This is a genomic window from Streptomyces sp. NPDC097617 (genome assembly GCF_044761485.1).
GTDB lineage: Bacteria > Actinomycetota > Actinomycetes > Streptomycetales > Streptomycetaceae > Streptomyces.
Genome location: NZ_JBIWCL010000038.1, coordinates 24,322 through 37,498, shown reverse-complemented (window position 1 = coordinate 37,498; position 13,177 = coordinate 24,322). Strand labels below are relative to the sequence as shown.

The 13,177-nt window shown below is 68.6% G+C and carries 14 protein-coding genes and 1 pseudogene; 7 read left to right on the top strand and 8 right to left on the bottom strand.

From position 1 onward, the window contains the following. Positions 1-181: 181 nt before the first annotated feature. Positions 182-985: a TnsA-like heteromeric transposase endonuclease subunit gene (locus tag ACIQZO_RS37700; protein ID WP_403635532.1), complete on the bottom strand. Its 804-nt coding sequence runs from the start codon at positions 983-985 to the stop codon at positions 182-184. A gap of 186 nt (positions 986-1,171) precedes the next feature. Beyond that, positions 1,172-2,242, bottom strand: coding sequence for a hypothetical protein (locus ACIQZO_RS37695; protein ID WP_403635563.1), 1,071 nt, complete (start codon positions 2,240-2,242; stop codon positions 1,172-1,174). A gap of 166 nt (positions 2,243-2,408) precedes the next feature. On the opposite strand from ACIQZO_RS37695, the gene tap reads away from it, so the two are divergent. Both tap and tpg read left to right on the top strand, forming a co-directional pair. Then, positions 2,409-4,526, top strand: a complete 2,118-nt coding sequence (tap, locus tag ACIQZO_RS37690) for a telomere-associated protein Tap (protein ID WP_403635530.1) — start codon at positions 2,409-2,411, stop codon at positions 4,524-4,526. Positions 4,527-4,529: 3 nt separating this feature from the next. Further along, positions 4,530-5,084 (top strand): telomere-protecting terminal protein Tpg, encoded by a 555-nt coding sequence (gene tpg, locus ACIQZO_RS37685; RefSeq protein WP_403635528.1) that lies wholly within the window; start codon positions 4,530-4,532, stop codon positions 5,082-5,084. 235 nt (positions 5,085-5,319) lie between these two features. Here the strand turns inward: tpg and ACIQZO_RS37680 are convergent, their stop codons facing one another. Continuing rightward, on the bottom strand, positions 5,320-5,703 hold the full coding sequence (locus tag ACIQZO_RS37680) for an RICIN domain-containing protein (RefSeq protein WP_403635526.1): 384 nt from the start codon (positions 5,701-5,703) through the stop codon (positions 5,320-5,322). Between the two features lie 513 nt (positions 5,704-6,216). Between ACIQZO_RS37680 and ACIQZO_RS37675 the strand changes: the two genes are divergently transcribed. From ACIQZO_RS37675 to ACIQZO_RS37655, 5 genes and pseudogenes are all read left to right on the top strand, one after another. After that, positions 6,217-6,477, top strand: a complete 261-nt coding sequence (locus ACIQZO_RS37675) for a hypothetical protein (RefSeq protein ID WP_403635525.1) — start codon at positions 6,217-6,219, stop codon at positions 6,475-6,477. Beyond that, on the top strand, positions 6,441-8,183 hold the full coding sequence (locus ACIQZO_RS37670; RefSeq protein WP_403635523.1) for a hypothetical protein: 1,743 nt from the start codon (positions 6,441-6,443) through the stop codon (positions 8,181-8,183). Before ACIQZO_RS37675 ends, ACIQZO_RS37670 begins: the two co-directional genes overlap by 37 nt. 494 nt (positions 8,184-8,677) lie before the next feature. Next, entirely contained in the window at positions 8,678-9,277 is a 600-nt protein-coding gene (locus ACIQZO_RS37665; RefSeq protein ID WP_403635521.1) for a hypothetical protein, read from the top strand. Between the two features lie 222 nt (positions 9,278-9,499). Beyond that, positions 9,500-9,750, top strand: a pseudogene (locus ACIQZO_RS37660) (translational GTPase TypA); the annotation flags it as partial. A gap of 232 nt (positions 9,751-9,982) precedes the next feature. Continuing rightward, the gene (locus ACIQZO_RS37655) at positions 9,983-10,369 is read left to right on the top strand and encodes an SH3 domain-containing protein (RefSeq protein WP_403635520.1); all 387 of its coding nucleotides are present in this window, start codon (positions 9,983-9,985) and stop codon (positions 10,367-10,369) included. 223 nt (positions 10,370-10,592) lie between these two features. Here ACIQZO_RS37655 and ACIQZO_RS37650 read toward each other — a convergent pair whose 3' ends face one another. The 5 genes from ACIQZO_RS37650 to ACIQZO_RS37630 form a co-directional block, all read right to left on the bottom strand. Next, entirely contained in the window at positions 10,593-10,916 is a 324-nt protein-coding gene (locus ACIQZO_RS37650; protein WP_403635519.1) for a hypothetical protein, read from the bottom strand. A 393-nt stretch (positions 10,917-11,309) separates the two neighbouring features. Further along, positions 11,310-11,600 carry a hypothetical protein gene (locus tag ACIQZO_RS37645; RefSeq protein WP_403635517.1) on the bottom strand — a complete coding sequence of 97 codons (291 nt, stop codon included), beginning with the start codon at positions 11,598-11,600 and terminating at the stop codon, positions 11,310-11,312. A gap of 29 nt (positions 11,601-11,629) precedes the next feature. Beyond that, entirely contained in the window at positions 11,630-11,998 is a 369-nt protein-coding gene (locus ACIQZO_RS37640; RefSeq protein WP_403635515.1) for a DUF6247 family protein, read from the bottom strand. 38 nt (positions 11,999-12,036) lie between these two features. After that, a complete protein-coding gene (locus tag ACIQZO_RS37635; protein WP_403635513.1) occupies positions 12,037-12,234 on the bottom strand; it encodes a type II toxin-antitoxin system prevent-host-death family antitoxin in 198 nt (65 codons plus the stop codon). Positions 12,235-12,348: 114 nt separating this feature from the next. Beyond that, complete coding sequence (locus ACIQZO_RS37630; RefSeq protein WP_403635511.1) at positions 12,349-12,792, bottom strand: hypothetical protein; 444 nt, start codon at positions 12,790-12,792, stop codon at positions 12,349-12,351. Positions 12,793-13,177: the final 385 nt, after the last annotated feature.

Here is a 13,177-nt window from a genome sequence, read left to right as displayed (position 1 = left end):
GTTTGCCGGGCCGGCAGTCTGGGTGGTGCATGAGCCATCGGATCGGTCGCCGTTCCACCTCACCTGCGGCATCCCGGAGCACCACGGCGCTGAACTGCGGCAGAACCTCCTCAACCGTCCACTCGACACCGTTGAGGCGGATACCGGCTCCCCGGCGCCAACGCCAGCATCGCGGTGGCCATCAGTCAGCCCACCGGGCGCCCGTCGAGACCAGCGTCGCATCGCTCAGCGGTTCGGCCAGCTCGATTGCGAGCCGTCCGTGCCAGATCAGGTGCAAGGCGTGGGTGCGGGCCACCACCGGCAGGCGTGTGGCCTGCACCAGCTCGCCGAAGGCCACCGGGGCCTCGGCGGCGGCGAGAAGTTCGGCCTGGAGCCCGAGCGGATCATCAACAGGCCGGCGCTGGGCCGACAAGGCGTCCAGTACCGACCACACGTGCGGCCGCCATCCCGTCACCACGGCGTATCGCCAGCCACATGCCATCGCGAGTTCACCGGTCGCGGCGAACTTCAACTCGTCGTCGTCGCCGATCCGAGCCCGCGGCCTCACATCCAGCACCCACCTGCCGCCGTCAACCATGACCGCCAGGAAATCGGGGATGTGCTCCGCCCGCCCTCCGGAATGTTCGAAGCTCAGCCGGAACGGCTGCGGCAGCACCTCCCTCACCCGAAGGAAGTCCAGTGCGAGGAGCAGGCGTTGCTCCTCCAGGGACTCGAATCCGTGGTGCCGGCCTGTGGCGACCATGAGCTGCAATCCGGGCCGGTGCCGCTGCCGGGTTCCCCAGCCGAAACGGCCTACCGGCTGTGACGTGAACAGCGGCACCGACTCCAGATCCCGCGCCGCCCAGACAACCTCTTCCCCGTCGAACCGCCAGGTCGTCGTCCACCGCCGCAGCCAGCCGTAGCCCGGCAAAAAGCGCGTCTCAACGTCCTCATCGACGGCGTACGGCGCGACCAACTGCTCCAGCCCGCACAAGTCCGAGGGCACCCCTACCCGCCTTCGCGTACCACTCATACAAGCAGCACAGCAGCCCTACCGGTGGCCGGCATACAGAAGCCCGTACCTGATCAGAAAATGCCGCTTTGTGCCTGGACGGGATAGTTGGAGCCAACGTTCCGGCGCGGCAGCCCTTCTGTCACCGGCTACGGGAGGGTGTGCGGCAAGCTGGACAGCTCATTGAATCAGGTCGGTGTGCGAATGCTCGGGGGAGGTCGGGCAGGCGTAAATCTGCATATTGTCGGTACTGCCTACTTCCACGCAGGTCGGCTGTGAGACGCCGCGGTGGGCGTAGCGAGAGCTGGCGGCAGCCTGGTCTTCCTGTGGCACCCAGGTAAGGCTTTCATCGCCATTCGCCTCGAATGAGGCGATTGTCAAGAGCGGGATCATCTGCGCTTCGCACACGGCGCAGTACCGGGGGATGGGGTCGGTACGGCCCCACGGAGGCCAGCCGCCGACCTTCCAGCCGGGTGCGTCGGCCAGATGAGTGGAGTAGAACTCGTTCGGATACTCCGCGTAGGAGCTGTCCACGGCGGGGCCGGCTGCCTGCCACCTGCTCCAGTCATCGAGCAGCAGCCGCAGTTCCGGGCTCAGATCCAGGCTGTTGGGGTAATCGGTGATGGCCTCTGGTGCCAGCACGCACGGTTCCGGCACGTAACCCGGATAGTCCGCCTCGTACGGTTCCGGTGGTGTGGCGAGGACATCGCCGACCTCTTCGGCCGACCGCCAGAACAGCGCGGTCGCAGGCTTGCAATACGGCTCGTGTTCGTACGGGCACCAGAGAATCTGAAGCAGATCAGCTTGCCCGGGCGGCCGCAACAGGGCTATGTCGCGCAGGTACAGCTGCGCTACGGGCAACATCGGGACTGGGCATTCCGCGGGGCCGGGAGGGCTCGCTTCGAGCCGTTCGGTGAACCGCGCGGCATTCCGCTCCTTGAGCGCCTCCTCTGCGGGCGTGAGTGTGGGAGCCGGGCCGTCAGGATGCCACCGGGAAGACAAGATGCGGCGGAGCCGCACTTCAGTCGGCGACTGGCGAGATCCGGTGTCCACATGCAGGTGCGCGTCTTCGCAGTGCGGCCACGGCTCCCCTGCTGGCCAGAGCAACGGCCCGCCGACCGAGCTGTCGCCGACCGAAGGCACTCCCGGACGCGGATGCAGCCGTATCGCAGGACGCGCCAATGGAGCCAGCTCTGGGAAGACCGCCGTGACCTCGACGGGCCGCGGCGGAGTAGTTCGTACGAATCGCATGTTGGCGATCTTGCCACCAGCCACCGACAACGGGGCTGGCCAACTGTCGAACGAGATGGCCAACTACCGATCGAGGTCTCACGAAAGCAATGACTCATCCCGATGAGGTTAAATCCAACAAAACCGATTGGGCTAAATCTGCTAGGTTTCGGGGTGGAGGTGGAGCATGCCGAGTCAGGAAGAGTTGTTCGACGCGGTGGACGCGCTGCTGGTGGGCGAGCCGCAGTTGCCGTCTCCGGCGGAGCGTGCGCGGTTGCGTGAGGCGGCGGGTGTCACGCAGGCCCGGCTCGCGGCCGCGTTGAAGTCGACGCCGCAGACGGTGAAGAACTGGGAGAACGGCCGCTCCGAACCGCGCCCGCCGCGACTGCAGGCGTATCTGCGGCTGCTGGACGGCTGGGCGGAGCGGTACCCGGCATCGAACGCCGCCGCACCCGCACCCGTGGTGGTTCCCAAGACGTTCACTGGCTCCGTGGAGCAGCCGGCCGTGCCCGCCACGGCCACCACCGCCGCCGTGCCTGCCACTGTGCCGGTCCCGGTCGCGGAGCCGACGGTGGAGGCGGTGGCCGGGCCGTCGGCGACGTCGCGCCGCCCGGCAAGGAAAGCCGCCGTGAAGCCCGTCGCGGCCGATCCGCGGTTCCCGCACGGCCCGCTCGCGGTGCTGGACGGCGACGGGAGTGCGTACGGCATCGACGGGATCGTGCTGGACTGCCCCGCCACCACCCTCGTGCAGCTGGTCGAGTGGACCCTCAAAGAATCCGGACTTGGCGCCGCACGCCTGAACCGCTCCGGGAAGGACGCCGACCCGCTGGTCGTCCTCACCGCGGCCGCCGCCGTCAAGCTCGGCCTGCCCGAACGGCTGGAAGGCCCGGAAGCCCGCCGCTCCCTGCGGCTCCCCGACGACCACCCCGTCGTCAAGCAGATCACCAAAGCCAAGTGGAAGCTGACACAGCGCGGGTTCGGCCCCTGGGCGCGCGTCTACCGGCCCGCGCAGGCCGGCCAGCGCCAGTGCGTGCAGCTCGCCGTCCTCTCCTGGGACGCCCTCGATGCCCGGTCCTGGCCCGGCGTCGTCGGCATGGAGCCGGCGGAGATCGCCCGCGTGCTGGGCACGTACGCGACCCGGGTCATGACGCCGCGCGGCTCCACCGCGACCTCGGGGCTGGAGCTGATGACCGCGCTGCGCCCGCCCACCCGCGCCGTGAAGAACGAGACCACGGGTGAGTGGGAGTCCGCCTACAACCCCGGCTCGCTCGGCACCGAACCGATGGACCCCGCGCCGCCGGAGGCCCCCACCGAACATCCCGTCGCGCAGGGCTGGACGGGTGGGTTCCTGGACGAGGAGGCGTTCCAGTGGGTCCGGGACCCCCAGCTGCTGTCGGACGAGGAGTGCCTGCTGCCGTACGCCGTCGGCCTGGACCTCAACACCGCGTTCCTCGCCGCCGCCGCCCGCCTGGTCGTCGGCCTGTCCGGCCCCGACCACTTCCACCGCCCGAAGTTCAACAAGAAGATCCCCGGATCCTGGCTGGTGGACCTGTCCGGGATTGAACTGGACCCGCGGCTGCCGTCGCCGTTCACGCCGTCCGGGCAGCGTCCGACCGGGCCGGCCTGGTACCAGACGCACACCGTCGCCTACGCGGTCGAGCTCGGCTACGACGTCGCCCCGATCGAGGCGTTCCTGCGCAGGGAGACGGGTGCGTACCTGGACCCGTGGCACGACCGCCTCAAGACCGCCTACGCCGACACGCTCGCCGACCTCGGCGTCACCCCGGATCTCGACGACCGGCAGTTCCTCGCCGCGATGGAACACCACAAGAACATCGACCCTGGGATGGCGGCCGTCCTCGCCGCGATCAAGGCCACCGTCAAGGGCGGCATCGGCAAGCTCCGCGAACGCCCCCAGGGACGCCACTACCGCGACGGCGAGCGGTGGCCGGCCCTGGAGCGGCCCACCTGGCGGCCCGACATCCGCGCCGCCGTCATCTCCAAGGCCCGGGTCAACATGCACCGCAAAATGGCCAACACCGCGAAGGCGACCGGCCAGTACCCGCTCGGCGTGCTCTCCGACTGCGTCGTCTACGCCAGCCCCGGGCCCTCGCCGCTCGACTTCCTGCCCTACACCACCTCCGGCAAGCCCCTCCCCGGCGCCTTCCGCCTCGGGACGACGCCGGGCCTCGCGAAGGTCGAAGGCGTCCAGGAGATGGCGTGGGCCGTGGACCTCATGGAGAAGGGCCTCAACCCGGCACGCCACATCAAGGGCGGCGACGCCGTCACCGACGAAGGAGAGTAAGCCGTGGGGGACATCGACGACGCCCTGGAGCGCGCAGGCCGTGAGGCCTTCACCCGGGAGCCACCCAAGACGCTCAAGGCCCGCATCAACTTCCTGATGAGCAGGCTGAAAACCACCAAGGCCGTCGCCGCGGAGCTCGGCATCACCCAACGGTCGGTCGAGCGCTACCGCAAGGGGGACCGGAAAGTTCCGCCGAAGGCGATCGCCGACCGGATCGACGACGTCGTGCGCTCCCGCTGGCAGCCGGTGGTGCGTAACCGGCGGCGCAAGCAGGCCGCCGCCCGCACCGGCATCACCGTGGAGACCCGCGCCCGGTTCGGGTACACCGCACCCATCGGCACCACCGACGACGGCCGCATGCGCCGCCTCACCGTCCACCTCCCACCCGCATACGCACAGCGCCTCTTCGACGCACAGCAGCAGGGCGCAGGCGACCCGGAACTGCGCGCCATCGTCGCCGAAGGCCTCCAAGAGACCTACTTCAAGGACGGCGGGACCCGTGCCGACCACCTCGAAGTCGAATTCACCGACATCGACTACATCGACGTCTCCTTCTGAAGAGCACGACCACGACAGCCCAGCTGCGTGGGGCGGCCCGAACAGGGTGGCCCCACGCTCGTCTTGTCGGCTCGGAGCCGGGTCCTTGCACCTGATACCGCCTGCAGGGGTTGCAGTCATGCCTCCTGCACGCGCACTCCTCCCCGGGACCGGCGTGCCGAACGCCCCCGACCGGAACCGGTCCAACACCCGCACATCCCCCAGGACGGCCAGCGGTCCCGTGCCGGGTTCCTGATCAGGTCCACTTCTGTGCGGGGGAACTGTTGCAGTCCCACTGAGCGGCGAGGGCTCCGTTGTCGGCGGAGCCGGCGACGATCTCCAGGCATTTGCCCGAGTTGGCGTTGACGAGGTTCCAGCCACCGCCGGGTGCCGGTTTCCAGTGCCAGTTCTGGGTGGCTGAGCCGTTGCACTCCCATTGGTTGGCGGTGGCGCCGTTGCCGGTGGCGTCGCGCCGGATCTCCAGACACAGCCCCGAGTTGACGTTGACGATCGTGCCCCAGCCGGTCGGGCTGGTGGTCTTCCACTGCTGGGTGGGTGAGTTGTTGCAGGTCCACTGGTTGGCAGTGGCGCCGTTCTCAGTCGAGTCCCGACGGATTTCCAGGCACGAGCCGGAGTTCATGTTGATCCACGGTCGCGGACCCGGCTGTACCGGCTGCCGGGGGGCAGGCTGCTGCTCGGCGGGCGGTGCCGCACTGGTACCGGGGACAGGCGCGTGAGGAGTCGGGGCGGGGGAAGCGGCCTGGCCTGGATCACGCGTCTCGCTGACGCCCGGGCCGGAGCTGGGTGGCGGAGTACCGCCCGACGCGGCAGGGGTGGGCGTGGCTGAAGCCGGGGCGGTGACGGTGGCGGAGAGGCTGGGTTGCACTGGAGCCTGCGCGGACGGGGGTGCGGCTTGGGCGGGCGGGGCCGGGCGCAGGTAGAGCACCGTGCCCGCTGTCGCGCCGGCTGCTGCCACGACCGTGGCGAGTGCGGCGAGGCCGATACCGAGCCGGCGCGGACGGCGGCTGGCAGGTGTGGCATCGGTAGGGCCGCTGGTCAGGACGTTGTCCGCGCGGGCCAGGACCTCTCCGCGGACAACGAGCGATGCCATCGGCTTCCCGCTGACCTGTCCCCACAACATGGCGACTTGCCGGTGAGCCTCTTCGACGTCCTTGTGGACCCGGGCGACCTGGGCCAGTACGTCAGCGGCGCGTACCGCCGGCAGGTACGCGGTGGCGGTGTCCTCGGGAGTGGCTGCGGTGGTGCCCTCCTGCGGGGTCTGGTCCTCGAAAGCCTGGACGTACTGGGATTGAGCGGCGGCCTGCGCCTGCTGGGCCGCGTCCCGGAGCTGCCGAAGGCGATGACGCGGCCCTCACCATGGCCGTCACCGCCAAGGACGACCTCTACACCCTGACCCCCGACCACAGCGCACTGTGGCGCCGCAGCGGCAGCCAGTGGGAGCAGATCAGCGGCCCCGCCGGCTCCGTGTACGCCGGCCGCGCGGGCGTGTTCATCACCCGCCCCGGCACAAACACGCAGATCAGCAAGTACAACGACGAGACCCGGGCCTGGGAGCCGATCGTCGAGGCGAACGGCAGCTTTGCCATCACCGGTGACCACCTCTACCACCTCACCCCCGACGGCATCGGGCAGTGGGACGGCGAGGAGTGGACCGGGATCGGCGGCCCGGCGAAGAACATCTACGCCGGCGGAGCCGGACTCTTCGCCACCAACCCCGACACCGACCACATCTACAAATACGGCGGCAAGCCCAACAAGTGGACCGAGATCGGCGGCCCCGGAGCCACCTTCGCCTCCGGCCACGACCGGCTCTACGCCATCACTCCCGACCACTCCGCCGTCTACGAATGGACCGGCAACGGCACCGACTGGACCCGCATCGGCGGCCCGGCGAAGAACATCTACGCCGGCGGAGCCGGACTCTTCGCCACCAACCCCGACACCGGCCACATCTACCAGTACAACGGCACCCCGGACTCCTGGACCGAGATCGGCGGCCCCGGAGCCACCTTCACCGTCAGCGACACCCAGCTCTACGGCCTCACCCCCGACCGCAGCGCCACCTACCGGTGGGACGGCAAGGCCGACTGGACACGGATCGGCGGACCCGAGAACGCCGCAGAACTAGAAGAAGACGACCGGCTCCTGCGCGAGAACTGCCAGCCCGCGAGCCGCGACTGCGTGAAGGAACTCCGCGACGCCGAAAAGATCCTCGAGACCAGCCTTACCGACTGGCTCAAGGACAACAGCCTCGAGTTCCTCCTCGACACCTTCGACATCAACGACATCCGCGACTGCGCCGACGCCGACCTCAACAGCTGCCTCACCACCCTGCTCGACGCCGGCAGCGTCATCCTCGGCGTCGGCGCATACAAAAAAGCCAAGAACACCTTCGACAAGGCGAAAGGCCTACACGAATTCGCTGGCAAGGCAAAAGAGGCCCGCGACACCTACAACAACCTCCGCAAAATCATCGACACCGCACGCAAGGCCAAGGAAAAACTTCCCAAAGAGGAAGAACAACAGCGGCAGGAACCGTGCCCCGTCGACAAGGGCCCAACCCACGCGAAGGCATCCGCCCACACCGCTGGCGCCATGCGACACACCCCGGCCACTTCCGCTGCTCCGAGCCGCGCCCGGCCAACGGTCTGGCTGGTCTCCGCCGCACCGTCCACGCCCCCGCCTCCGGCCCCAGCCTGCAACGTGCTGCAGCAGGCGACGGACTTCGAACTGACTGCGGCCGCCCTGCGCCCTGCCCCACGCAAGAGCAAAGGGAAGTTCTACTACGACCGGCACATGACGAAGGCTGGCAGGTCCCTTCAGAAGCACACAGATCCGCAACGAGCACCGCAGCACCAAGTGCTGTACAGCCCCTACTTGCACGGCGCCAACCGCCTTACGGACAAAGAAGCACTCAACCGGGGAGGACATGAAATCCTGGTTGAACTCCTGGGAAATATGTCAGCGACCAGGATCATTAGGGCGAACAAAAACCCCCGCTACGGTCCGTTCGTCCTCGAAATCAAGGACAACACCACCAAACTCGGTGCACGATGGACCGTCCGTAATGGTGTGATCGATTTCGAAGGGTGGCTATGAGGGACTTCCACGTGCAAGGGCGCACATACTGGGCACTGACCATTCTGAGCGACGCCGAAGACTTCGAGTCGATGGAAGTAGTCGAAAGGACTGCTCCGGATCACGAGGAGCTGCTCCTGGAGTTCCGCTTGAACGAAGATTCAGCCCGCCTGAGCTACATCCGCCCGGACATCGACATCCCTCTGCTTCGAGCCTCTCTTGCTGTGTTCAAAGAGGAGTTCCTGGACCCACGAGAAGCAGCCGGCTTGCCCTGCCCTCCCTGGTAGCAGGGCCCAGCACGGTCCCTACCACGGTTTCGAGAGAAGGCCCGGCGGCCTTCCACAGACCCGGGAGGGCCAGGCCGGACGGACTCGACACGTGTACGGGCCGGACGCTGCTGCTCGGACCGGGCAGCAGCGTCCGGCCCGTACAGGAGTACTCATCCCTCACGCACCGCACAGCGTAACGAGCTACCTGGGCCGCTCAGCTTCGAGTACCGGCTGAGATTGTGGGGGATGCCGCAGGACAGCAACAGCCAAACGAGGGAGATGCCAGTGATGCTTTTATGGAAATCAGGCGGGATCTGGCAGACCGGACTGCGGTCTGCCATCGTGGCAGCGGTGGTGATCATGGGCACCAACGCCTGTGACGCAGACAAATCAACCAACAAGCCTCACGGTGGGCAAGCGCCGCAGTCCGCCCAGGCAACGTCGACACCGGACAGAGAAAGGAAGCTGGACGCGCCAGTCGCCAAAGGACTGGCTTCGCTCACCAGCGGCAATCTCACCCAGTTGGCCTTCTACGATCCGTCGACGGGCAAGGAGACTTTCAGTACGACGCTGCCGCAGTACTCCGAGAAGAACCCGTGGAAGCGCCACAGCTTCTCCTCGGACTGGAAGCGGCACGCCTGGGTCAAGGACGGCGGCCTCTTCTCCTCGGCTCGGCCCTCGTGTTCGTACGGGCCGATCCGTACCGGGCCGGGCCGGGCCGGCCCGGTCGAGGATGACGGCGTGGCCGACCGGGTCGGTGTAGCGGACGGGTCTGCCGAGCTGGTGGGCGAAGGTGATCTCGGCGCGGGTGAAGTCACCGATGTAGCCGCCGGTGAAAACGCCTGAGTTCGCGAATACTGAGCACTCCGTGCCCTGAACCTGGACGTTCGTCGCGTGTCGGTTGGCGATCACCGTCGTTCCTTATCCAGCAGGCGGCCAGATGTCGCGGCCATAGGAGAGGCTCGCCGACGCGAAGAAGCAACTGAGCCTCCCCCGTATCGTCGCGCTCTGCGGGTCTGACCGAGATGACCGAGGCCGATCTGCGAGAGACCACAGCCGGAAAGATTGTCGTCAGGCCGGGCTGGCTTCCGTACGGAGTTCCTGACGCAGACCCGCGGCACCGGCATCACGCTTCCCTCTTCGAGGGTCACGAGCGGTGGTTCGGCGAGCTGCGCACCCGCCACAACGGCTCGCTGGTCGTGGGCCGCTCGGGTTCGGTGACACCGTTCGCGATGGTCAACCTGCAGGAGCGCGGTGTCATCTTCCTGGAGGCCGGCACCGAGGTCTACAAGGGCATGATCGTCGGTGAGAACTCGCGCGGAAAGGGCGTCCCGGGGCTTCAGCGTCTCGGACTCCCCAACCGGAACGCGCAACTTCCCCTGTTCCGGTTAGGGAGTTCTCGTGTGCCCGGTGGCTGATTTCGCCCCGGTGGCGCTAACGTCGTGCGCTGCTCCGGTATCCGTGGAGCGGTGACACCGCTCGGCCGACCCGGGCCTGCTCCTACGTACGCGTTCCGCACCCAGAACCGACGACGCAAGGGGAATCGATTCCATGACGGCCACAGCAGCACGCCGCACCATGTCACCGCGTCGCTCCGCCGCCCGCATGGCGGCCGTGGCGGCCCTGTCCGCCGCCGCGCTCCTCGGCGGCGGTCTCACGGCCCAAGCCGCCGCGCCCGCCCGGACGACGGGCGCGGCCGCAGAGCTCACGCAGGCCGGTGCGCTCGCCACCCAGTGCTACTACAAGGTCAACGCCAGCGGCGGTCTGCTGATCCGCAGCGGTCCCGGCACCGGCTACTCGGTCGTCGGGTCCTACGCCAACGGCTCCACGATCCTCGCGTCGGCGTCCACCACCAACGGCTTCCGCAAGGTGGGCACCAACCGCTGGGTCTCCTCGGCGTACACCGTCCGCATCGTCAACCTTCCCTGCGAGTCCTGACAGGGACCCGCGCCGAGGACACCGTTGCCCAGCCCTTCGACGGGCGGCGGTCTGTCCGCTGGGTCTCGGGCACCGGCACGCCGCCCCGCAAGTGACGGAGCGTAAGGCCCCGCGCTTCGCTCGGGGCGAGGCTGGCACCCGCGAAGCGGACGCCGGCTGGGGTCTGTCGGTCGTCGGAAGTTGAACGTGAAATCCAGGAACTTGGTGATCGCGGTAGCAAAGGTCAGGGCGTTACGCCCCGCTCCTCTGGTCGGTCCGGCCTGCTGCCGGAGCGGGGACCACGGCTTCCGTCGGGGCCTGCTGCCCGGGGGCCGCAGCGGCGGGTGTCGTAGTGGAGCGGGAGCGGGCCGCCGCCGCGGAGACCCGGACCCCGGGAGGCGGGCGCGGCTGGCTCCGAGAGCGATGTCGTCAGGGAGTTCAGGGTCGCGTCCACGGGCCGCCCGACCGTGGCGGAGCCCGAGGCCTTCTTCCAGGAGGTGTCGTCCTGGAGGCGGGGCAGGTGCGCGCCGAGGAGTGCGGGGACGCCCTGCTCGCGGATCTGGTTCATGCGGGCCGCGAGAAGGGGCCGGAGCCGGCCAGGAGACCGACCTGCGTCTCGGGCAGTACGTCCTTGCCGACGTTCATCCCGAGGAAGGCCCCCACGCCTTCGGTGTCTCACATCGCACCCTTTCCAGATGGTTGACCTCGCCGGCCTCGGCGGTGGCACCGTGCTCGCGCATCCACGTATGCAGACCTGCCGCCCATGTCTTTGCCCGGCATTGCGCCGTACCGGGCGGTGGCCGGGTCTCTCATCAGCGTCTGTGACGGCACCTCCCAGGCCCGGCGACACCACCCCACAGGTCATCCATTCGACAGAGGGGACGGGCCCGGAGGCCAGCGGCCCTATACCTCCCGGAGGACCCGCAGCACCAGCAGCCAGGGCTGGGCCTTCGGGAGCTGTTCAGGCCCAGAACATGTCGGTGACGGTGATCTGAGGGTCGGCGTGGCGGCGGGTGAAGGTGAAGATGAACCAGCCGCGGCCACCGGCGAGATCGGCGATGTGCGGACCACCCGGGCTGGTCGAGGCCAGAGGACGAACGGTGATCCAGTGCGGGAGGGACGCATCGGCGTCGATGCCCCGATAGTAGGGATCCAGGGTGGTGATCAGCTCAGCACGGGCTGCCAGCACCAGCTGCTTGGCGTCATCGGGCATGCTCTCGAATTCCTGGAGCGCCTCTGCCGTCCAGTCCATCTTCCAAGGCGGGAGTGGGAGCTCATCGGTCACCGACCGGGCTCCACCACGGCCGCCCGGCGGCGCAACCGGCTGTACTCGGCCAGGAGCCTGGCAGACTCCTCGGGGTCCTCGGACTTCGCAGCGCGCGCTTCGAGATCGCGCAGGTGGGCTTCCAGGCCCGGGTCGCGGGCGATGGCGTACTGGGTCCACCACAGGCGCATGAACGCCGGTACCGGGGTGAGGTTGAAGGCGTCGCCGATCGCGCGGCGCCAGTGGGCCTCGAAGTCCGGCAGCAGATGCGGGGCATGTTCCTGGATGGCCAGGCGCAGGGCCTGCGGGGTGCGTTCGGGCATCGGCGGCACCTGGCGGGGCTTCTCACCGCCGGGACCGTCGAAGTGGACGGGCTGCGCTGTCATGACGAAGGGACTCCTGGTCTGTCTGCTGTCCGGGCCTTTCAGGCGGCGTTCCGGTCGGCGCCGGGGGGCGACGGACGCTGCGCCAAGTACTGCTCGAACCACTCGGCTGGCACGAGGTAGGCCAGCGTCTTGCCCTTGCGAGTGATCGCGGCAGGCTCCCCCGCGATCCGGGTGCGGTCGAGGATCTCGCCCATCTGCTTGCGGAGGTCGATCGTCGTGTACGTCTTCGGCTCCATGACCCCAACCTACTCCAACTATCATAGTTGCGATAGTTCGTCTCCACGCAGGCAAACCCCCTGCCAGACATGTCGCCCACGGCACCCTCGAACCATCCCCGCGCAGACGCGGGGTCAACGCGATCCACACCAGCACCGCGCCCGGCGCCGGCCCGGGCACGGCCGGCGCACGTAGCCGGGCAGCGCGGCCAGGAACATCGACTCCACCGCCCGGTTCCATCCCTCCACCGTGCCGTTCAGGTGCGGGGTGTAGGGGGCAGGTCCTCGACGGTGACGTCGAGAGGGTTGAACGCGGCGATCACCGTCCTCGACAGGAAGTCCTTGCCCCTCCACGCGTACCTTCTCCGGCAGGCCGCCCTGCGGCCCGAACGGCTCCTCGCGCACCACAGCGGCGCGCAGCGCGGCCAGGACCGACTCCCGCGACGGATGCCCCGGTGGGACCGCCACACCCATGATCGTGTTCGAGGCGCAGTCCACGAACCAGGTGACCCACGGCCGACGCGCGACGCCCTCGACATCGACCAGCACCGGGGCCTGGACGTGATCGGCCTCCCACACCTGGTTCCGCCACCCCCGCGGCCGGGCCAGGAACACATCATGCTTACGGGCCTCACGCTCACCACCGGCAAGACCCGCCCGCTCCCCCGGCGACAGATCCCGCCGGATCGCACGATGCAACGTCGGAACCGACGGAGGCGGATCACTCCCGCCCCGAGCCGCCCGAGCACTCAGCTCACGGTGCACAGCAGCGACGTTCCCCTTCCACAGCCCGAGCAGAGCCCGCACCTCAGCAGTGACCGTGAACCTTCCCGGATACGGGGCCCGCTCCCCCGGCGCCACAGCCGCAGCCTCGTCCTGCTCGCCCGCGGCCAGCCACCGCCACACCGCCCGCTCCCGCACACCCAGAGCATCCGCAGCCACCCGGATGCGGGTGGTGAGCTTT

Bases quoted from the DNA above. Each gene is read 5' to 3' on its own strand.
- ACIQZO_RS37695 (WP_403635563.1), bottom strand. From the start codon at position 2,242: ATGCGATTCGTACGAACTACTCCGCCGCGGCCCGTCGAGGTCACGGCG.
- tap (WP_403635530.1), top strand. From the start codon at position 2,409: ATGCCGAGTCAGGAAGAGTTGTTCGACGCGGTGGACGCGCTGCTGGTG.
- ACIQZO_RS37680 (WP_403635526.1), bottom strand. From the start codon at position 5,703: ATGAACTCCGGCTCGTGCCTGGAAATCCGTCGGGACTCGACTGAGAAC.
- ACIQZO_RS37670 (WP_403635523.1), top strand. From the start codon at position 6,441: ATGGCCGTCACCGCCAAGGACGACCTCTACACCCTGACCCCCGACCAC.
- ACIQZO_RS37665 (WP_403635521.1), top strand. From the start codon at position 8,678: ATGCCGCAGGACAGCAACAGCCAAACGAGGGAGATGCCAGTGATGCTT.
- ACIQZO_RS37655 (WP_403635520.1), top strand. From the start codon at position 9,983: ATGACGGCCACAGCAGCACGCCGCACCATGTCACCGCGTCGCTCCGCC.
- ACIQZO_RS37650 (WP_403635519.1), bottom strand. From the start codon at position 10,916: ATGAACCAGATCCGCGAGCAGGGCGTCCCCGCACTCCTCGGCGCGCAC.
- ACIQZO_RS37645 (WP_403635517.1), bottom strand. From the start codon at position 11,600: ATGGACTGGACGGCAGAGGCGCTCCAGGAATTCGAGAGCATGCCCGAT.
- ACIQZO_RS37640 (WP_403635515.1), bottom strand. From the start codon at position 11,998: ATGACAGCGCAGCCCGTCCACTTCGACGGTCCCGGCGGTGAGAAGCCC.
- ACIQZO_RS37635 (WP_403635513.1), bottom strand. From the start codon at position 12,234: ATGGAGCCGAAGACGTACACGACGATCGACCTCCGCAAGCAGATGGGC.